This is a genomic window from Corynebacterium sp. HMSC074C11, assembly GCF_001809455.1.
Classification (GTDB): domain Bacteria; phylum Actinomycetota; class Actinomycetes; order Mycobacteriales; family Mycobacteriaceae; genus Corynebacterium; species Corynebacterium amycolatum.
This window is the reverse complement of the sequence record NZ_KV797740.1, coordinates 401830-420644: the sequence shown is the minus strand read 5'-3', so window position 1 is coordinate 420644 and position 18815 is coordinate 401830. Positions and strand designations below refer to the sequence as shown.

General features: G+C 58.1%; 21 protein-coding genes and 1 tRNA gene. 11 read left to right on the top strand and 11 right to left on the bottom strand.

All coding sequences use genetic code 11. The features are described from left to right. Positions 1 to 94: 94 nt before the first annotated feature. Genes HMPREF2614_RS10210 through HMPREF2614_RS10200 form a run of 3 tightly spaced genes read right to left on the bottom strand, consistent with a single transcriptional unit; the run spans position 95 to position 2088 of the window. Positions 95 to 946, bottom strand: a complete 852-nt coding sequence (locus tag HMPREF2614_RS10210) for a TIGR02569 family protein (protein WP_049182185.1) — start codon at positions 944 to 946, stop codon at positions 95 to 97. 9 nt (positions 947 to 955) lie between these two features. Then, a complete protein-coding gene (locus tag HMPREF2614_RS10205; protein WP_070560923.1) occupies positions 956 to 1864 on the bottom strand; it encodes a DUF3152 domain-containing protein in 909 nt (302 codons plus the stop codon). Then, positions 1864 to 2088 (bottom strand): DUF3107 domain-containing protein, encoded by a 225-nt coding sequence (locus HMPREF2614_RS10200; protein WP_065423001.1) that lies wholly within the window; start codon positions 2086 to 2088, stop codon positions 1864 to 1866. The genes HMPREF2614_RS10205 and HMPREF2614_RS10200 overlap by 1 nt, the downstream gene beginning before the upstream one ends. 94 nt (positions 2089 to 2182) lie before the next feature. Between HMPREF2614_RS10200 and HMPREF2614_RS10195 the strand changes: the two genes are divergently transcribed. Together HMPREF2614_RS10195 and HMPREF2614_RS10190 are read left to right on the top strand one after the other, a co-directional pair. Continuing rightward, the gene (locus HMPREF2614_RS10195) at positions 2183 to 3547 is read left to right on the top strand and encodes a DEAD/DEAH box helicase (protein ID WP_070560921.1); all 1365 of its coding nucleotides are present in this window, start codon (positions 2183 to 2185) and stop codon (positions 3545 to 3547) included. Positions 3548 to 3613: 66 nt separating this feature from the next. Beyond that, positions 3614 to 4945 carry an Rv3212 family protein gene (locus tag HMPREF2614_RS10190; RefSeq protein ID WP_070560918.1) on the top strand — a complete coding sequence of 444 codons (1332 nt, stop codon included), beginning with the start codon at positions 3614 to 3616 and terminating at the stop codon, positions 4943 to 4945. On the opposite strand, the gene HMPREF2614_RS10185 is transcribed toward HMPREF2614_RS10190, so the two are convergent. Next, a complete protein-coding gene (locus HMPREF2614_RS10185) occupies positions 4942 to 5400 on the bottom strand; it encodes a hypothetical protein (RefSeq protein ID WP_236658477.1) in 459 nt (152 codons plus the stop codon). The genes HMPREF2614_RS10190 and HMPREF2614_RS10185 overlap by 4 nt on opposite strands. A 100-nt stretch (positions 5401 to 5500) precedes the next feature. Between HMPREF2614_RS10185 and HMPREF2614_RS10180 the strand changes: the two genes are divergently transcribed. From HMPREF2614_RS10180 to HMPREF2614_RS10170, 4 genes are all read left to right on the top strand, one after another. After that, positions 5501 to 6607 carry a diacylglycerol/lipid kinase family protein gene (locus tag HMPREF2614_RS10180; protein ID WP_236658476.1) on the top strand — a complete coding sequence of 369 codons (1107 nt, stop codon included), beginning with the start codon at positions 5501 to 5503 and terminating at the stop codon, positions 6605 to 6607. 485 nt (positions 6608 to 7092) lie between these two features. Beyond that, the gene (locus HMPREF2614_RS10175) at positions 7093 to 7362 is read left to right on the top strand and encodes a WhiB family transcriptional regulator (RefSeq protein ID WP_005511107.1); all 270 of its coding nucleotides are present in this window, start codon (positions 7093 to 7095) and stop codon (positions 7360 to 7362) included. 75 nt (positions 7363 to 7437) lie between these two features. Further along, the gene (locus HMPREF2614_RS11430) at positions 7438 to 7512 is read left to right on the top strand and encodes a 50S ribosomal protein bL37 (protein WP_014300525.1); all 75 of its coding nucleotides are present in this window, start codon (positions 7438 to 7440) and stop codon (positions 7510 to 7512) included. Positions 7513 to 7751: 239 nt separating this feature from the next. Beyond that, a tRNA-Ala gene (locus HMPREF2614_RS10170) sits at positions 7752 to 7824 on the top strand. 130 nt (positions 7825 to 7954) lie between these two features. Here the strand turns inward: HMPREF2614_RS10170 and rsrA are convergent. Next, entirely contained in the window at positions 7955 to 8239 is a 285-nt protein-coding gene (gene rsrA, locus HMPREF2614_RS11425; protein WP_038629430.1) for a mycothiol system anti-sigma-R factor, read from the bottom strand. A 20-nt stretch (positions 8240 to 8259) separates the two neighbouring features. Beyond that, entirely contained in the window at positions 8260 to 8889 is a 630-nt protein-coding gene (locus HMPREF2614_RS10160; RefSeq protein WP_016422221.1) for a sigma-70 family RNA polymerase sigma factor, read from the bottom strand. 97 nt (positions 8890 to 8986) lie between these two features. Between HMPREF2614_RS10160 and ybaK the strand changes: the two genes are divergently transcribed. After that, the gene (gene ybaK, locus HMPREF2614_RS10155; RefSeq protein ID WP_038627936.1) at positions 8987 to 9499 is read left to right on the top strand and encodes a Cys-tRNA(Pro) deacylase; all 513 of its coding nucleotides are present in this window, start codon (positions 8987 to 8989) and stop codon (positions 9497 to 9499) included. Between the two features lie 39 nt (positions 9500 to 9538). Here ybaK and HMPREF2614_RS10150 read toward each other — a convergent pair whose 3' ends face one another. Beyond that, entirely contained in the window at positions 9539 to 10234 is a 696-nt protein-coding gene (locus HMPREF2614_RS10150) for an SOS response-associated peptidase (RefSeq protein ID WP_038627934.1), read from the bottom strand. 70 nt (positions 10235 to 10304) lie between these two features. Here HMPREF2614_RS10150 and aroA point away from each other — a divergent pair, with 70 nt between their 5' ends. The 3 genes from aroA to HMPREF2614_RS10135 are packed head-to-tail and all read left to right on the top strand — an operon-like array spanning position 10305 to position 14204. After that, a complete protein-coding gene (aroA, locus tag HMPREF2614_RS10145) occupies positions 10305 to 11783 on the top strand; it encodes a 3-phosphoshikimate 1-carboxyvinyltransferase (RefSeq protein WP_080972919.1) in 1479 nt (492 codons plus the stop codon). Between the two features lie 2 nt (positions 11784 to 11785). Beyond that, positions 11786 to 12832, top strand: coding sequence for a ribosome small subunit-dependent GTPase A (rsgA, locus tag HMPREF2614_RS10140; RefSeq protein WP_070560914.1), 1047 nt, complete (start codon positions 11786 to 11788; stop codon positions 12830 to 12832). Next, positions 12819 to 14204, top strand: coding sequence for a chloride channel protein (locus tag HMPREF2614_RS10135; protein ID WP_038627927.1), 1386 nt, complete (start codon positions 12819 to 12821; stop codon positions 14202 to 14204). Before rsgA ends, HMPREF2614_RS10135 begins: the two co-directional genes overlap by 14 nt. On the opposite strand, the gene HMPREF2614_RS10130 is transcribed toward HMPREF2614_RS10135, so the two are convergent. The 4 genes from HMPREF2614_RS10130 to HMPREF2614_RS10115 form a co-directional block, all read right to left on the bottom strand. Then, complete coding sequence (locus HMPREF2614_RS10130) at positions 14201 to 15541, bottom strand: fatty acid desaturase family protein (protein WP_070560912.1); 1341 nt, start codon at positions 15539 to 15541, stop codon at positions 14201 to 14203. The two genes, HMPREF2614_RS10135 and HMPREF2614_RS10130, sit on opposite strands and share 4 nt — an antisense overlap. Positions 15542 to 15610: 69 nt before the next feature. Beyond that, the gene (locus HMPREF2614_RS10125) at positions 15611 to 16675 is read right to left on the bottom strand and encodes a flavin reductase family protein (protein ID WP_038627922.1); all 1065 of its coding nucleotides are present in this window, start codon (positions 16673 to 16675) and stop codon (positions 15611 to 15613) included. Positions 16676 to 17002: 327 nt separating this feature from the next. Next, entirely contained in the window at positions 17003 to 17494 is a 492-nt protein-coding gene (locus HMPREF2614_RS10120; RefSeq protein ID WP_038627920.1) for a DUF6912 family protein, read from the bottom strand. Next, entirely contained in the window at positions 17494 to 17904 is a 411-nt protein-coding gene (locus tag HMPREF2614_RS10115; RefSeq protein WP_038627918.1) for an HAD-IA family hydrolase, read from the bottom strand. Before HMPREF2614_RS10115 ends, HMPREF2614_RS10120 begins: the two co-directional genes overlap by 1 nt. Positions 17905 to 18189: 285 nt before the next feature. Between HMPREF2614_RS10115 and HMPREF2614_RS10110 the strand changes: the two genes are divergently transcribed. Further along, positions 18190 to 18813 carry a hypothetical protein gene (locus tag HMPREF2614_RS10110; RefSeq protein WP_052155585.1) on the top strand — a complete coding sequence of 208 codons (624 nt, stop codon included), beginning with the start codon at positions 18190 to 18192 and terminating at the stop codon, positions 18811 to 18813. The last annotated feature ends 2 nt before the right edge of the window (positions 18814 to 18815 follow it).

Genomic DNA, 18815 nt, shown 5'->3' with positions numbered 1-18815 from the left:
TGTGGCACAACCTCCGGACAGGCACTCGAACACCCATTCGAAATAGAGGTAAAAATACCCCCGCCCCAAAAACTCCCGTGAATACTGCCAGGCGTTACTTAGACACAAACGCGCGGACTAGCGAAGCCGCACGGAACAGGCCACGATACGCACCCGGCTGCGATTCTGGACTAACAGCGTGGACAAAAAGTCGATAGCACATCGCACGAACGAGCAACTGACCGAAATCCGGCAAATGATCGAAGCGTCGCAGTAGCTCTTCATCAGCACCCATCATGGACAGACAATCCACTGCCGCTAAGGCAGCTGTCCAACCACGGACACGCCATGCTGGCACGATATCGGTGAGAACGGGGGCGGCCGTGCCGTCGTAAAGCAGCGTGCCGACGAGGTCTGCGTGACAGACCTGCAGAAGCTCCGTTGGCACAACCATCTCTGCCCGCAACTGGAGAAGATCACCGGAGATTGTGAGAGCCTCGGCGCAATCGGCGCGGGGGACGCTATCCGCGTCGAGAAGCTGCTCGAGGATGCCGATTGGGTCAGATTCCCAAGCTGCGCGATTACACATGACAAAGTAATCGGGCTCCTTATCAAGGAGGAACTGCGGCCGTTCAATACTGGCAAGCGACTCTTCCACGCGACCAGCGGCAACAATGGTTTCATCGGCACGTGGCGCGAATCCCCCCGGAATGAAATGACGGGCCTGCCACCCAGCAATGACCAAGCGGCCGTCACTAGTACGCACGGATTTCGCTACTCGGACGCCATCGACATCTAGCGCGCTGCGAACCTTTGCAGACCACAGCGCTTGCGCCGAATTATGTACCGGCGAAAGGACAATGGAATCGTCGTAGACCCAGCCATTGTCCCAAGCTCGCTCGGCACGATGCGGCTCACCCTCGGCACCAAAGGCCTCTAAAACACGGTCGGGAGGAGTGGCAATCATAATCTGCTACTACCTTGCTTTCTGAGTCGGTGCGGCCGTATCGTCGTCCGCCCCAAATGGATACGGCCAGCCGTTGGCAGAACACGTCTTGCCATCGACCTGATAGACCTCGCTGCTGTCGATTTCGTGCAGTTCATCGTTCGACACGCTCAGGGTCTGCTGCATCATGATTGGCGCGATACCGCCGTCCCTCGGGCAGGGCTCGTGAACCGCGTACCCAAGTCCGTGACCAACCTCGTGATTAATAAGGTATTGGCGATACAATCCCAGGTCCCCCTCAAAAGGCAGGGCACCTCGAACCCACCGGGCGATACTGACGACCACGCGCCCAGGCTCACCTTCCCGCTGCCCAGACAGGTAACAGGAGGTCTCCATTCCCAAGGTGTTTCCGCACAGCTGATGTGCGGTTCCAGTCGCGGAAAGCTGCACGACAATCGTCGGATCCTGATCGCGAGGCACTGCCTCGAAAGAAAAATCTGGATTAGCTGTCCAGCCACGTGGATCGGCTAGAATCGAGTTCACCGTCTCCGCAAAGGCGCGCTCGCCACCAATTGAAGGAACATCAATGTTGTCTTCAATTTCCACGGAATACCTGATCGCATTGCGGCGCCCCTCCCCGACACGGGGATGCGCCACGGTGACATCTTTAAAATTTCCCGAGGGTTCCGTGGCAAAGGCCGGACCAGGTGGCAACTGCCCTCCCTCGTAGCCATCACCGTACCCCTCACCGGGCACCGGACCAGGGCGACTGTTGCCACTCTGCGAGGCAACAGTGCCATTGCCGGAACCTGAAGAATCATCTTCAGCAGTGAAGATGTCGAAGAGAATGATGACTGTGAGCACCACAAGTACGGGGATGGCATAGGCTCGCCACCCCCAACTCCTTGCAATGCGTACGAGAAAGGGTTCTTGCGTCATTAGGCGAAGAAGCCAACCTTACGGTCTGCGTTATTACCGGTACGGACGTAGGCAACCTTGTCAGCATTAATCAGGTACTCCTGACCAGCGCCGTCACTGAGCTCAATCACACCTTCGCCAGCAGCCAGCTTCTGGGAGATCGCAGCCTTGACCTCCTCGCCACCAGCGACGTTTTCAATGCTCAGCTCACGCGTATTGTCTGCAAATCCAATAGTGATGTCCATAGGTGACATCATAACCATTCCCAAAGCGGCTAGGATTAGAGAGACCGATTAAGCCGTCGTGTCACGTGAGGTTACAAACAGCAAAGGAGTCGCCGTGGCAGAGTCCCAGTCCCCGACATTCGTCGAATTGGGGGTCGCCGCGGAAATCTGCGACGCACTCGCCGACGAAGGAATCAACCGCACATTTGCCATCCAGGAACTGACGCTGCCCTTGGCGCTCGACGGCACGGACATCATCGGCCAAGCCCGTACTGGCATGGGAAAAACTCTTGGTTTTGGTGTCCCCCTCATTGACCGCGTCTTTGATGACGCCCGCATTCCAGAACCGGATGGCACTGCCCGCGCAATCATCGTCGTCCCCACCCGTGAGCTGTGCGTGCAGGTCGGTGAGGACTTAGCCCGCGCTGCGCACTCAACCAATCTGCGTGTATGCACCATTTACGGTGGCCGCCCCTATGAGGAACAGATTGAACAGCTAGACCGTGGCGTGGACATCATCGTCGGCACTCCGGGCCGCCTCATCGATCTTTACCAGCGCAATAATCTAGAGCTGTCAGGCGTAAAAATTTTGGTTCTCGACGAGGCCGACGAAATGCTCGACTTGGGTTTCCTGCCGGACATCGAGAAGATTCTGGCTGCGGTGCCGGATGAACGTCAGACCATGCTCTTCTCGGCAACAATGCCGGGCCCAATTCTGACTCTCGCACGTACCTTTATGAATCGTCCGGTGCACATCCGCGCTGAATCAGGCGAGGAAGAGGCCACAGTCCATGAGACCACTAAGCAGATTGTTTTCCAATCGCACCAAATGGATAAGGTTTCAGTCATCGCCCGCATCCTGCAAGCCAACGGTCGTGGTCGCACCATCATTTTTGCCCGTACGAAGCGTGGTGCCGCCTCCGTTGCTGAGCAGCTCGGTGAGCGGGGCTTCCTGGTCACCGCCGTCCACGGCGATATGGGCCAGCCTGCACGTGAGCGCTCACTGACGGCGTTCCGCAATGGCGATGTCGACGTTCTGGTCGCAACCGATGTCGCGGCTCGCGGTATCGACATCGACGATGTCACCCACGTCATCAACCACCAGGTGCCCGATGACGAAATGACCTATGTCCACCGCATCGGCCGCACCGGACGCGCGGGACACAGCGGTGTCGCCGTTACACTCGTCGGCTGGGATGAGACCGCAAAGTGGAAGGCTATTTCAGATGCTCTCGACCTGGACATGGCCGAGATTCCGACGTGGTTTTCCACCTCCCCCGAGCTCGCCGAAGCTCTTGACATCCCCGAGGGAATCGATGAGAAAGTCGGGCCAGCCCGCCCGGTGTTGGGTTCCCGACCACCTCGCGGGCGTGGCGGAAGAGGTCCGCGAAACAACCGCTCACAGCCTCATCATCGCAATCGCGGCCAAGGACGAAACTCACGGCGGGACGGCCACTCCAATTCTCATCGTCGCAGCTAAACTGCTGCGCGTGCCAACTCCCCCGCCTTTCTCTCCACGACCACTCGTCGACAGGACATTCCAACCGTGCCGCAGTCACCACAAGCCAACGCTGAGCCCACCACTGCAGAGACCCGACTGCGTCGAAATCGAATCGCATCAGTCATTCTCATCATCGCCGTAGTGCTAGTCATCGGTTGGACATGGGTCGCTTCCCCGGCCCGCAAGGTCGATCACACTGAAACGACGGCTTCTGCCGGCTCGGCAATGCAAGCCCCGGCTGCGAACGATCCGGAGGCAATGCCACATACTCTCCGGCCGGTGTGGTCCACCGAATCGTCGGCAAGCGCAAGCACGCACACCATCTCCCCGGCGCCACTGGTGATGGACAACTCCCTCATCGTTGCTGAGGACCGGGGCGTGCGTGCTATCTCGCTTAACGACGGCACGGAGCGCTGGCACTATCGACGAGATATTCCGCTGTGTGCGCTCTCGGGCAGTGATGGCCAAGTTTTCGCGACTTTTCGTGGGGCAGCTGGCTGCGGTGAGACCGTTGCACTCAAACCCGATTCGGGGCAGTATGTCGCGACCCGAAAATCGATTGCGGCTGACAGCCCTGCCGCCGTGCGCTCGAATTCATACGCGGGTGTCTACGACTCTGGATTCCTGGAGCTGTGGCGTTCTGACTTAGTCCGAGTAGTCGAGTACGGCAAGATTCCAGCATCCCCGGAACCGAAGATGCAGCCACATCCAGAGTGTTCGATTATCAGTGCGCTCACACGCGTGGAGCTGCTGGCCGTTGTAAACAATTGCGATGGTCACGGACGTCTGGTCATGCAGGTGGCAAATCCGGAGGAATCGCGGAAACCAGAAGTCAAGAGCGATATTGACCTTGGTCCAGTAACTGCAGATATGTCGCTGGTATCGATTGGCCAGGACACGGCAGCGGTACTGGCAGACAATCGCATCCGCGTTTTTCGTATGGACGGCACGATGCTAACTGAATTGGCGCTGGGTGAGACTACCCTGCGTCCAGCACCGGCTGAAGCTAACTCCGACGGCGATGCCCCGCGTGCGCCTTTTACAACGGATCTCCCCCATCACATGACGTGGTGGTCGCCACGTGGATTACTTGGCTTCCGTCCGAGCACCCTGGCACCGGATTTCGAGTTTCCCGAGGCCACAGGGACCCCAGCTCCATGGGGTAAGCATGTTTTCATGCCAGTCGCTGACGGAGTCGCGGTATTGAATGCCTCAACTCTCGAAATTATCGGCACACTCCCGTTGCCTGCAGCTGCGAAGTCCACTCATGCAAATGATGCGGACAAGCCGGAACTGCCCGTGCGCCTTGCGGTTGTCGGTGACACGCTACTGGTTCAGCGCGGTGAGTCAGTCGACGCGTTCGTCATCGAAATTTAAAAAGAGCGGGCAGCCCAGTCAATTGCCTTCGGACTAAACATACAGACCAGCGCCGCAATTGAAGCTGCCGCCGTCGGCAGAGCCAGCAGAAAAGCGCTCGAGCGGAACATGTAATAGGCCACACCGAGCAAGCAGAGGTTGAGCATAATAATCGGCCCGCGCCCCCAACGGGCGCCACGCAGCAACATAATCGCACCAGCGAGAACAGAGCCAAAAATGAGAAGGAACCACAGCGCGGTACCCCAACCGGAAATGACCGCGGCCTCGTCGCGGTACCCCATCAAATCACGAATCAGAAGGAAGACTCCGTAGCCCAGACCGAGGGCACATTCGGCGACACCGATCCACGCACCGACCATGACAACCTGAGGTGCGGCCATCGGCCCGTCAGTTACCGCAAGCTGGTCAGTAGTACGCGATTTGGACGCATTGCTGCTGTTTTTCTGGTTACTCACGCCCTACATGTTAGCCCGGCGAGAACCGATGAATACACTCTGGAGGCAAGTCGACCAATGCACCCATCACAGGTCTATTCATGCACTACTCTTGGTGCCTGTGCGTGCGTTGCTAATCTCCAATCCGAATTCGACCAGTAACTCTGCTCGACGCATGCCCAGCATTGTGCGGGCGCTTCGCTCAGTCGAGGGGATCCGCTTGACATCCATGTTCACCGCTTACCCCGGCCATGCTGAGGAAATGGTGGCGGGAATAACGGTTCGCGATTACGACGTCATTATTTCCCTCGGCGGCGACGGAACCATTAACGAGATTGTCAATGGGCTCATGGACTCCAACCCATTCTCCGCACTGCCTGCCACTGAACTTCCTGCCATCGCGACAATTCCCACCGGCAGCGCCAACGTCTTGGCAGGTGCGTTGGGCATTCCCCGCGACCCCGTAGATGCCGCGTGGTACATCGCAAGCCTGCTGCGCTCCCGAACCCGCAGCGCTATTAGTGTTGGACATGCAGCAGAGCGATGCTTCGTCGTCAATGCCGGTATCGGCATCGATGCGGAAGTCATTTCCACCATGGAACAGCTCCGACATAACGGTACCCGCGCCAAAGCCGTGCGCTATTTGCCGGCAATTTTCACCGCATGGAACGAGTTGCGCAAAAGCCCGCCACAAATCACCGCAACTATCGACGGCAAGGAATTTGGCCGCGATCTCGCAATGGCTGTGGTGTCCAACTCCAATCCATGGACATTCCTCGGCGACCTCCCCATCGTCACCAACCCCACTGTGTCACTGCGCAGGGGCCTGGGGTTTTATGGCTTCACTTCTTTAAAGGGAGTGACGGGGCTTGTCGCCGCAGCCAATTTGGCCGGTTTCTTCACCCGACTGCGCTCCCCCTTCCACATAGAAGCCCGCGAACGACGCGTTGACAACGCTCAGCACATCCAGCTCACCGCTACTGCTCCACTTCGTCTCCAATTGGACGGCGAGTACATCAATCAGTGCGATTCCCTCAACATCCGCGTTAAGCAAGGCGCAATCAATTTTGTGGCGCGTGCCGACGATTACACCGAGGATCAGTTCACCAAGAAGGTCGCTACCCGCCCCGTGGACGAGCGCTTGCTCGTTGTGGTGACCAAAAAGGCCATGGATCGCACACGCCGCCTGTTCAGTACTAGCCAAAAGACCGAGGCAAACCCGGCTTAAGCTGTAACTGTTTACTGACAAGCCAACAAAAACGCGCCATACACCCTTACTACTGCAATTACCAAAACTAAAATCACCCCCACAAGAGGCTAGTTTTGACCTGGCGTTTTAACCAAAACTTCACTTTTCTGTGAGGTTTGGCACTTTTATTCATTTTGCTCTTTACGAACCGCTCCAGTCGTGAAAACATGTAAACCGTCAGCGAGACAGGCACGCAGTTCACTGGATGTGCAACCATGCAAGTCTCGCCTTTTTAGGCGCAAACTCTTTGGTGAGTCCCCACTACCTTTCACGTCGCATAGGTAATGCAACAGGTAGCCCCTCCCAAGATGCCTAATACCCCTGGGCAACCGGGAATGAACCCCAACCCTCGTTGAGATACGGCGATTTGTCGTGTCTGACGAAATCCATTTCCGGAGCTGCCTTCCCGCAAGGAAATTTAACCCTGCCCTCACCCGGGGCTCGTAATGTTTTAGGAGTTTGTCATGGATTGGCGTCACAAGGCCGTTTGTCGTGAAGAGGATCCGGAGCTGTTCTTCCCAGTCGGTAACTCCGGCCCGGCTCTCGCCCAGATTGCTAAGGCCAAGGTCGTTTGCAACCGCTGCCCCGTTACCGCTCAGTGCCTGGCTTGGGCACTTGAGACCGGCCAGGATGCAGGTGTCTGGGGCGGCATGAGCGAGGACGAGCGTCGCGCACTGAAGCGCCGTCGCAACCGCGGCCGCACTCGTCGCACTCGCACCAGCACCGCAGTCTAATTAAAAGACTTACCCCTTACCGTGTAATCTATACCGGTTGATACCTGTTTAACCCGATAGAAAGAGAGCCCAGCTATGAGCAAGCGTGGCCGTAAGCGCAAGGACCGCCGTAAGAACAAGGCTAACCACGGCAAGCGTCCGAACAGCTAAGTTGCCCTTAGTTACAGCAGTCTTAGCCATCACTGGCTAAGACATCTCACTCCACCCCGACACAACTCGGTATTGCATCGAAGGACGGGGTGGAGTTTTTTGTGCACCCCATCCTCGCTTTTCAGGATTAACCATCCGCCAGATCACTACCAGCGAGTTTGGAGCCCAAACCCCACCGGGAGTAACGTCTAAAAATAGAGCTTTTACAGGAGCTCCAGCTAGGTTGCTCGAAAAGTAATGGGGCTATAGCTCAGTTGGTAGAGCGTCGCGTTCGCAATGCGAAGGTCAGGGGTTCGATTCCCCTTAGCTCCACAAATAATTCCACAAAAATATCCCAGGCCACATCTCCATGACCTGGGATTTTCCGTATTTCGCACTACCGCATTACGAAACATCGCATTAAGCATCAAAGGAATACACGCCAAAACCTAGCCGCCAGCAACTACCTGCGGTACTCCACCCGCGTATAGGACACGCGTATGCGGGTGGTAATGCGCTGGCGGAGGTCCTCAGGGGCAGGTTGCTGGCAGCACCGGCGCAGCAGCCGTCGGATAGCTTGCTCGGAACCGAACTCTTCTAAGCACTGAGGGCATTTGTGAATGTGTTCCTCGAGAAAGCGGCGCTCCTCCGAATCACACTCGCCATCCAAAAATGCGTGTAGGCGCGAGTGGACATCCTGACAGAAAGCATCTTCACAGGCGTGCCCGCGCTCTGGCGTCTGCTCCATATCTTGGCTCGACTCTCGGCTCATCGCGGAGAATCTCCCTTCTCTTCTTTCAAGAATCCACGTTCCACGGCTACGTTGTGCAACGCGTCTCGGAGCTGTTTTCTTCCACGGTGGAGCCGACTCATCACAGTTCCGATGGGTGTGCCCATGATTTCGGCGATTTCCTTGTAGGGCAATCCCTCGACATCGGCGTAGTAGACCACCATCCGGTAATCCTCTTTGAGACTCATCAAAGCGTCACGAATTTCCTCGTCAGGAAGCTTTTCCAGCGCTTCAACCTCAGCAGAGCGCAGCCCTATCGAAGTGTGCGACGCGGTTTCCGCGATCTGTGAATCGGTGATGTCATCGGTGGCGTACTCGGCAGGACGACGCTGCGCCTTGCGGTAGTTGTTGATGTACGCATTCGTCAGAATGCGGTAGAGCCATGCTTTCAGATTCGTGCCCGGCTTGTAGGAGCGGAAGCCCTGAAAAGCCTTTATATAGGTCTCCTGCACCAGGTCTTCGGCATCGGCGGGGTTGCGTGTCATCCGCAGCGCCGCTCCATAGAGCTGATCCAAAAGAGGCATGGCATCACGCTCAAAGCGCTGCGCAAGCTCCTCATCCGACTCATCAGTCCGGATGGCCGATGTTCCTGTCTGATCACCTGACATGCTACCTATCCTAAAACATCCGCACCCACGAGTCGGCAGACCCCCGTCACCAGGCATTTCGTAGCGTAATTGCGCTGATGTGCAACGATGGGAAATTATGTCGAAGAAGTCCGCCAAAAAATCCGCTGCCGCCACCCCGGCCATCGCCTTCTGTCAGAACGCCGGAATCGACTTCCACGTTCACCAATTCCCCCACGGCAGCGACAACTTCGGCGAAGAGGCCGCCTCTTGGCTGCTAGAGCACCTCGGCATCGAGCCCGAACGCATCTTCAAAACTCTCATTATCGAGCTATCCGGCAAACGCACTGGGCTGGCCATCGCCGTCGTTCCCGCCACCGGAATGCTCAACCTCAAGGCCGCCGCCGCGGCTATCGGGGCTTCCAAGGCCACGATGGCCGACCCCCATGACGCGTCACTTGCCACCGGCTACATTCCCGGCGGCATCTCCCCGCTTGGCGGTCGCCGCAAGCTCCCCACCGTCATTGATGAGACAGCCACTCTCTCCGACACTGTGTTCGTCTCCGGTGGTCGCCGCGGGTGGGACATCGAACTGTCACCCGCTGATTTGGTTTCGCTTTGCGACGCCACGGTCGCCGACATCGCCCGCTAATCCTGCGGCTACTCCTGCAACCTCCCCGCTGATACGGCCTTAAAACAGCTCCTCGTTGTGGCCGGGTACCGCGCCATCGGGCTCATCCAACAGGTGCGGCCCTTCATTCGCAACATTGCCGACGGCGCGGTTGACCGGTCGGATGGTCAGTTTGTCCACCACCTCGGCGCTGGTCACGCCAACATCTCCGTTTGCTGCCCAGGCCGAGAGATCCAGCCAATCGCTGACTTCGTCGTCGGCAAGCACGCGCGGCATACGATGATGCAGATCCGCGAGCTGTCCCACGGCGTCGGTGGTGAGAATTGTGGCGGAGACTATATCTCCCCAGCGTGCCCACAGACCCGCGACGGTGAAAAGCGGTGCATCATCACCGAAGCTGACGAAGTAGGGCTGGCGATTTTTCCATTCATACCAACCGTTCATGGGGATTGCGCAGGGAAGGCCGTCCCGGAAAGTCGGTTTGGACTGCCAGGTTTCCGCACGGGCGTTGAAGAAAGGTGTCGTTGGCACTTCGCGGGCCCACTGCGGAATTAAACCCCAGCGCACGGCGGCTGCAATGGTTCCTGTGCGGCCGGGATGCTCGCGGGCAAGAGCAACTATTGGCATGGTCGGGCCGATGTTGTAGCGGGAGGTGGGCAACGGGCCGTCGGCACGCACGGGCGCCAAACCGGGAATTTCAGCCGTGGTGCTGAGCAGCTTTTCGGCGACTGCGAAATTGACGAAACGACCACACATACCAACTGATTGTGCCGATGACTCCCCCTCTAGTCGAGGTATGGAGTGAAAGTGTTCCATAATTGGTTGTGTGTGTTCCCAAAATCAGAATTGGTCCGCCCCTACTGTAAGTGTCGACGGTGCCGAATCCGGTCGACAGCCTTTTAGCGCCACGGTGCAGATTGCCGGCTCGAAGTCGATTACGAACCGTGCTCTTGTCATCGCGGCGCTATCTTCGACCCCATCGGTTATCCATGGTGCTCTGCGCTCTCGCGATACCGATCTTATGATTCGCGCACTGCAGGCCTTGGGAACTGACATCAGTGCCGACTCGACATATTCGGGTGCCCCGAACCACACGCTCCGTGTCACTCCACGCATGCTCCGCGGTGGTGTCGTGGAATGTGGCCTTGCAGGTACGGTTATGCGCTTCGTGCCGCCTATCGCAGCTCTTGCGCAGGGGTCGGTGTTCTTCGAGGGCGACGTAGAGGCCAAGGCTCGCCCGATGTCGGCCGTGCTGGATGCCCTGCGCGGCCTCGGTGTGAACATCACTGGAAATGGGCTTCCTTTCACGGTCAATCCACAGGGTCCGAACCAGGGCAACCGCCTCGGTGACTCGGTCCAAGAGCAAGATCTGCCGGACATCGGCGGCGAAGTGGAAATTGACGCTTCGGCCTCAAGCCAGTTCGTCTCTGGCCTGTTGCTGTCAGCGCCGCGCTATGGCCGTGGCCTCGTACTTCACCCGACCGGTGAGATTCCATCCCGCCCGCACATTGACATGACCCTGGACATGCTTCGCGAGGCCGGTGTGCAGATCGAGGAGACCACGGCCGACGCACCTGAGGGATCACGCACAACGTTCACCATTCGCCCCACCGAAATGATGGGTCGTACTTGGCAAATCGAGCCCGACCTGTCCAACGCTGCCGCCTTCCTGGCCGCTGCGGCTGTCACTGGTGGCAGCGTCACCGTGCCCGACTGGCCAGAGCACACCACGCAGCCGGGCAACCGCATCCGCGAGATCCTCACCGCTATGGGCGCTACTGTGACGTTCAACCGTCACGAGGGCGGCCGCACCAGCCTCACCGTCGTGGGTCCAAAGCCGTCGGAGCTGCGCGGAATCACGATGGACATGTCCGAGATTGGCGAGCTGACCCCAACGGTCGCTGCCATCGCCACCCTGGCCACCACCCGCACCGAGCTGACGGGTATTGCACACTTGCGCGGTCACGAAACCAACCGTCTTGCCGCGCTCACCACGGAAATCAACCGCCTCGGCGGTCGCGCTACGGAGCTTGACGACGGCATTGCGATTGACCCCGTTCCGCTCCACGGTGGCCTCTGGCACAGCTACGCCGACCATCGAATGGCCACCGCTGGTGCCATTGTTGGCCTGCGCACGGAGGACGTGGAAGTCGAAAACATCAGTACCACCGCTAAGACCATGCCTGGATTCGACCTGCGCTGGCTGGAGATGCTCGGACTGGCCTCCCCCAGCCCTAGCTCGTTGGAAAAGTCGGTCGACACTCGACTTGATGGCATGGAGAACGGAACCGAGGCAGGGAAATAACAGTGGCGGCACGCAGGCGTGGACGGCAATGGGACGAGTCCGATGTACGCATCCGCCCCGGTAGAGGGTCTCGGCCACGGACGAAGGATCGCCCCAGCCACGCCGATGCCCACTGGGGCATGGTGGTGACCAAGGATCGTGGTCGTTGGGGTGTAGTCCTCGATAACAACGCTGATGTTGCAGTGACATGCATGCGTGCCCGCGAGCTCGGCCGCACCAATATCGTTGTCGGTGACCGTGTCGGTGTCGTCGGCGATGTCAGCGGCCGTGAGGGCACACTGGCCCGCATCGTCAAGCTGGCAGAGCGCAGCACGGTTTTGCGTCGCACCGCTGATGACAATGACCCGTATGAGCGCATTGTCGTGGCCAATGCCAGCCTGCTACTCATTGTGTGTGCAGTCGCCGATCCTGAACCCCGCACCGGTTTTGTCGAACGCGCGCTGGTCGCGGCCTACGCCGGCGGTGTCCGTCCCGTGCTCTGTCTGACTAAGTCTGATCTGGCTGACCCAGAGGAATTTGCCGGGGAGTTTTCCGCACTCGGAGTGGATGTCGTTATCTGCGGTATTAACGATGACTTGGCTCCTTTGTCAGAGCTCATCGATGTTCCAGGACGAGTGACAGCTTTGGTTGGGCATTCCGGTGTTGGGAAATCAACCCTCGTCAACCGGATTGTTCCCGAAGCCAACCGTGAGACCGGCGAAGTCAGTGGTGTGGGTAAGGGCCGCCATACCTCCACGCAGTCGGTGGCGCTGATGTTGCCGTCGGAAAGCGAAAACAGCGCGCCCTCGTGGATCATTGATACCCCGGGCATTCGTTCCTTTGGCCTGGCTCATGTGACACCGGAGACGCTACTGGCGGCGTTTCCAGATATCCAGGCGGCAACAGATGAATGCCCACGTGGTTGCACCCATTTGGGACCACCCGCGGATCCAGAGTGCGCCCTGGACAAGTTGGAGGGAGTTCAGCACCGTCGAGCGATGGCAGTGCGTCGTCTATTGATCGCTATCAGCGACAACGAGGACTGGGAGCTGGACATTGAAAGAGACTAGCCACACCAATTCTGCGGAGTCGTCCTCTGAAGCCTCGGCAAGTGCTGAGTCGAACAAAGAGGACTCCGGTCTCTACCCCGCTCCCGGCAGCTGGATTCGACTGTGCATCTACACACTTATCGTGGGTCTTGCGACGGGGCTCGGAGCAGCCGGGCTCGCGCTGATTATGCACGGAATCGAGTACGCGGTCTACGGGCAGCACGAGGGTGACGTAGCGGTCGTAACCGATGGCACCACCGGCCTACAGCGCTTTGTCGGGATCGTGTTGGCGGGGCTGATTGCAGGACCAATGTGGGCTGCTTTGCGCACAAAGGCGAAGCCCATTGAAAGCGTTGAGGCGGGCATGCACGGCCGTCTCATGCCTGTGTGGTCGACTCTTGTCAATGTGTTTTTACAGATGGCGACCGTAGCCGCAGGTGCATCCATGGGACGCGAGAATGCCCCGCGTGAGCTAGGTGCAATGGTGGCCTCGCAGATGTCGCATCGACTACGCATCGATCCGCTACACCGCCGTATTCTGGTCGCAGCAGCGGCCGGTTCCGGCCTGGGGGCGATTTATCACATCCCGCTGGCCGGAGCGGTTTTCTCGTTGGAGATTCTGCTGGGCTCACTGAGCATTACCGCGGTGATGGTGGTACTGGCGTGTTCAGCCATTGCCACGGTGACGTCGGGCATCGTGGTCGGCAGTAGCCCGCTCTACAGCCCAATCAATCTCTCAGACGGCTGGGGCAACCTCGGTGCGGCACTGCTCCTCGGCGTTATCTGCGGCGCCATTGGCTACGCATTTCGCATTCTCAGCTCGCGGGTGTTAGACAAGGCACCGACTGGCTGGCATTCTGCCTGGGCCATCCCCCTCGCGTTCACGCTAGTTGGTGTGATCTCGCTATGGATTCCAGAAGTATTGGGCAACGGCCGCATCGCTGCGACCACAGTTCTCATGGATCGCCCACTGCTGGGGTTTGCGGTCATGCTGCTGATCGCGAAAACTGTCGCGGTTCTAGTTACTTTTCGTTCGGGTGCCGTCGGTGGTCTGTTAACTCCCGGCTTTGCCCTTGGCGCGCTCAGCGGTTTCATCATCGGCTGCTTCGTACAACCATTGATGCCCTCAATTCCGCTGAGCGACTTTGCAATTCTCGGCGCGGCGGCCTTCCTGTCGGCGTCCATGGCAGCTCCACTTTTCGCACTGATCGTGACCGTGGAGTTTACCGGCCAGAATTCCTCGGCTTACTTAGCGCTCTTCCTCGCTGGTGCAACTGCGACACTAACTGTGACCATAATTCGCGCCTGGCTACGGCTCCCCCACAAACAATCAATGCCATGGAACCGCGAACCGGCAGCCGCAGCTGCAGTCCGCAAGCGGGTCGAGGGCTAACCGCGCCCAGCAGTGTGCGTTGAGCGACCTGTATAGGCTCGGACAATTTCCCGGACGCCTGGGCGAAGACGGCGGAGCATTCGCAGGCCCGTCGCTAAGCCCTTGCGTTGCGGGGAACTGGACTGGAGCTCCGCTTCAACCTGCGGATACTTCTTGAACGCCGCCTCCGAACGCACCTCTGGGGCGTTGTCCGGGTCAGCGACTAAGAAGCGATCCGGCAGCGACAACTTTAGTAGTGTGCGCTGGACCTGGAAGAACTGCTTCGGGAACGACCCCGTGTTGTATGGCAGGTCGTATTCTCGGCAAATCTGCTGAACCTGCTTCGAAATCTGCGCGAGCCTGTTGGATGGCATGTCTGGGAAGAGGTGGTGCTCAATCTGGTAATTCAGATTTCCCGAGAGCACCGACAACGCCAGCCCACCGTGGAAGTTCGCCGAGCCCAGCATTTGGCGCAAATACCACTCACTCTTGTCCTCGGTGTTGTACTGCTCCTTGGTGAAAGTCTCGGCATCATCCGGGAAGTGTCCGCAGAAGATGACAGCGTAGGCCCACAGATTACGGGCGAGGTTGGCCATCATATTCGCAAATGCCACTTCGCGGTAACGCGGACCCGCCATCGCCGGGAAGAGAACGTAGTCCTTGATCACCTGGCGCCCCGACTTGTTGAGAACCTCCATGAGCTGCGGCCGGGCCTCATCCCAGGATTTCTTGCCTGCAAACACACGCCCGAGCTCAACGTCGTAGAAAGCCACTGCCCATTGAAAAAGGCTGGCCAAGACCACGTTTGTCACCGGCTGCAACAGCGTCGATGGCTTCCAACGGCGGTCACGAGTCACCCGGAGAATGCCGTATCCCACATCGTTGTCCATACCTAACACGTTGGTGTACTTGTGGTGGACAAAGTTGTGGGAGTGCTTCCACCCGCTCGATGGGCAGGAATTGTCCCACTCCCAGGTGGCCGAGTGAATCTCGGGGTCATTCATCCAGTCCCACTGACCGTGCATGGTGTTGTGGCCGATTTCGAGGTTTTCCAAAATCTTTGCCAGCCCCAGCGCTGAGATGCCCGCCCGTTTGAAACCCCAGTGTGCGGTGTTCTTCCACGACCTCGGCAGCAGCCCCAATTTGTTCAGGGCCATGCCTGCGGTCGGTACCATCAGCAGACCTCGACCAGTCACCTCAAGGGTGCGTTGAATGCGGATGAGCGTGCGGATGTAGCGAGCATCCTTCTGCCCCAGCGAATCGCGGTGTTGCTTTTCGATTTCCGCAAACCGACGCCCAATCTCTGCGACGTCTTCTTCGCTCAAGTGCGCATACGATGCGATATCGGAAATTGCCATGGGAAGGGTCCCAACTCCTTTAGGTAGTTTCTCCTGGTTAATGCAGGTTGAGATAGATGTGGGGCGAACTTACAGTTCGATACGCGCGTGCCCCGCCGGCGCACAGACGCACGTTCGGACCCGCTCGCCCGCCACAAACGTCGCACCGGTGCGGATGTCCCGCGCTGCGCCGTCGGAGAGTTGCTGCACGCAGGTCGCACAAATTCCCATCCGACAGCCGTACGGCAGGTCGACCCCGACGCGCTCGGCCGCCTCCAGGATGGTGGTTGCACCGTCTACGTCGACATCTCCTCGGCTGCCGAAACTCACCGTGCCACCGGCCTCCTCCGCCGCCGAGCGGTCAACGGTGAAACGTTCCGTCCGCAGCTCGGGGAACTCCGACTCAAGGCTTTTCAGCAGTTCAACCGGACCACAGGCATAGGCGCTTGCCGACGATGCCAGCGCTCCAAAGTCAGCAATGATGTCGGTAACCGCAGCAGCGTCAATCCGCGGCTGCGTCTCCGTATTCCAGGCATGCAGGCGATACTTCAACGCGCTAATAGCGCTGCGCTGTTCCAGCTCCCGGAGTTCGTTGACAAACACAGCTTCTGCCTCGCCGCGGTAGGAGTGAATGTGTTCGACTTCCACTGATGCATTGCGAGCTGAAAGATCACGCAGCATGGAAATCACAGGAGTTACGCCGGAGCCTGCGGTAACAAACGCAATACGGGCTGGGAGTGGCTCCGGAAGATGGAAATCCCCAGCCGGGGCAGCCAGGCGGACGACAGTACCCGGTTTTACATTGGCGACGAGATGTTGGGACACGTAGCCGTCGTTGAGTGCACGAATGTTGATAGTCAGCAGCCCATCATGAGGCCGCGGTGCATTTGTCAGTGAGTAGGAACGCCACAGGTATTTCCCCTTGACCTCTACGCCGAGTCCAATGAACTGACCTGACTTGAAGTCTGTTGGCATCCCCCAACCCGGACGGATTATCAACTCTGCTGAAGTAGGAGATGTGGGATTAATGGCCTCAATCTGACCGCGCAGCTCGCGACTTGACCACAGCGGATTTAGCAACTGCGTGTAGTCATCGGGCAAAAGTGGCGTGGATAAATGCTTGAATACCCGGGAAACTTTGGTCTTAAGTCCCATTCCTGACCCTCCTGACTGTCACGGGAGAACAAGTAATAACACTGTTCATCAGCGGGCAATCCCCGCCCAATCCATTATTACGTGCCCGTAGGTTACTTAGACGTAGACTACGAAGTGGTAAGTTATTGGTCAAGAGAAGCAAATGATTTTGACACAAATAGCGAAATTGTCATTACCCCCGCTTTCCTGCGAAGCGCCCCCTTTGACATGGAGCTTATCCACACAAAACAATCCCGCCTTATATACCCCCGCAGAAAAAACTTGTGCCATACAAAAAGGGACTGGGTTCCAAACCCAGTCCCCTTCTTCAACACCAAGCACGCGCTACTACAGGAAGTCGACCACCATGCCGAGCTCAGCTACGTCATACCACGCCAGCGGAATCTCCAGCGCATCGCCGACAGTGAGCTCCGCATCCTCGTCACCGAGATCTGCCTTATCGACGGCTTCAATTGCAGCCTCAACCTTGCTTTCCGCCTCTTCCACATCAATGTGGAGCGCTGCAACGTCGGCAAGCGAAATTGGGCCGCCGACCTTAACCACAGCATCGCCCATATCCGACTGCGGTTCCGCCTCCACATCGACGGAAATGACTACTCGGCGGTGCGGGAACTTCTCTTCTGCAGCATCGAGCAGACGGAGCGACGCACGCGCAGCCTCATCAAAGGCCACATCTGCCAGTTCCTCATCATCGCCCTCAGTAAAGAAATCGCGCAGCGCCTCAGTGACAGCAAAGCCCCAACCACCGCGGGCGTGGAAGAGCTCATCCTCCTTCAGCGCCTCAAGCATGGAGAAAGTCGCTGGGATATAGACACGCATTAGAACTCGCCCTCGAGCCCCAGTAGACCGGCAATCTCGACCACTGCGCGGTCGAACTGCTGATAGAAGACTCCCACCATGCCGTTAGAGACGGCAGCATGGATGTTCTCAATCGAATCATCCACCAACACACAGTCCCGTGCCGGCAGTTCAATAGCCGCAGCAGCTGCATTAAAAGCCTCTGCCGAAGGCTTCTCATGGCCAATTTCACCAGAGAGCACAACTGCGTCTACCAGGCCCTCATCTTCGAGCTTGCGAATCGGATCCGCTGATGGGCCACCTGGGTCATTCGACAGGACTGCCAGGCCAACACCATTTGCACGCGCCTCTACCAGCAAATTACGCCAACGTGCCTGGTCTTCATCCGTACCGTCGAGGACACCACAGTAATCGATAATCATTCCGCGCATGGCCTGTAGTTTATCGCATGACCTGCACGTTTGCCTTTTTTCCAGTTCAGCGTGTTAATTGGCTGTTCGTTACGCCAATTTATAGACGACCAGAACGGCTTTGACGGAAACCTATAGGGCTATTAACAGCGAGACACTCAGCCCACTTCGCGGCTGCATCTTCTCCCCACCCCCATGCCAGCCGTGAATTCCCCTTCACAAGCTGCACACTTAAAGCACTTGTAGGACAATGGTCTTCAGCAAGGGGGGAACTTGCCAATGGAGAGTTTTTAGGGGGATTAATCCATGGCACCTACGTCTCACGTACCAACATCGCAGGCGCCGATGCCTTACGCGCTGTCGCACGCCGCTGAGAACCGATCCAGTGACAGGGAATTCATCGAACCAGCAACGGGCTTTTCGCTTCTCCACACAATTCAACTTGGCCAGTCAGCTAATGCCGCCACTTCTCCAACCGCAAAAGTGGCACCGACCTATAGCGGATGTTCCGTTGCTTCCGGGACCGCTGTCATGACGGCATTACCGCCCGCCGTGGCCACTCCTGCGGCAAAAAAGACGCCGCAAACACCGCACGTCGTCCAGCACTGTGAGCAGAATCTGAGACAGGAGCTTGGCACGATTACTCGCCGCGTCTTCGACATTATCGCGGGTCGCCGGCGAGTCAACGATTTGCGTCGTATCAACATCGACCCGATTATTCACGCTGCGATACTCACGCTGTCGAAAAACACCAGCCTCAAAGGTGTCGCGTTGCAATCCTTCCACGCCAGCGCTTCAGCGGACGGCAAAAAGGTCGAATTCCTGGGTAGTTGCCGTGTCGGTCCGCGCGTTCGCGCGTTCACGGGCACGTTCCGCCGCGGAACAGCAAAAACGCGGCCATGGATCATGACCGCGTTTCGTGTGCTTTAGTG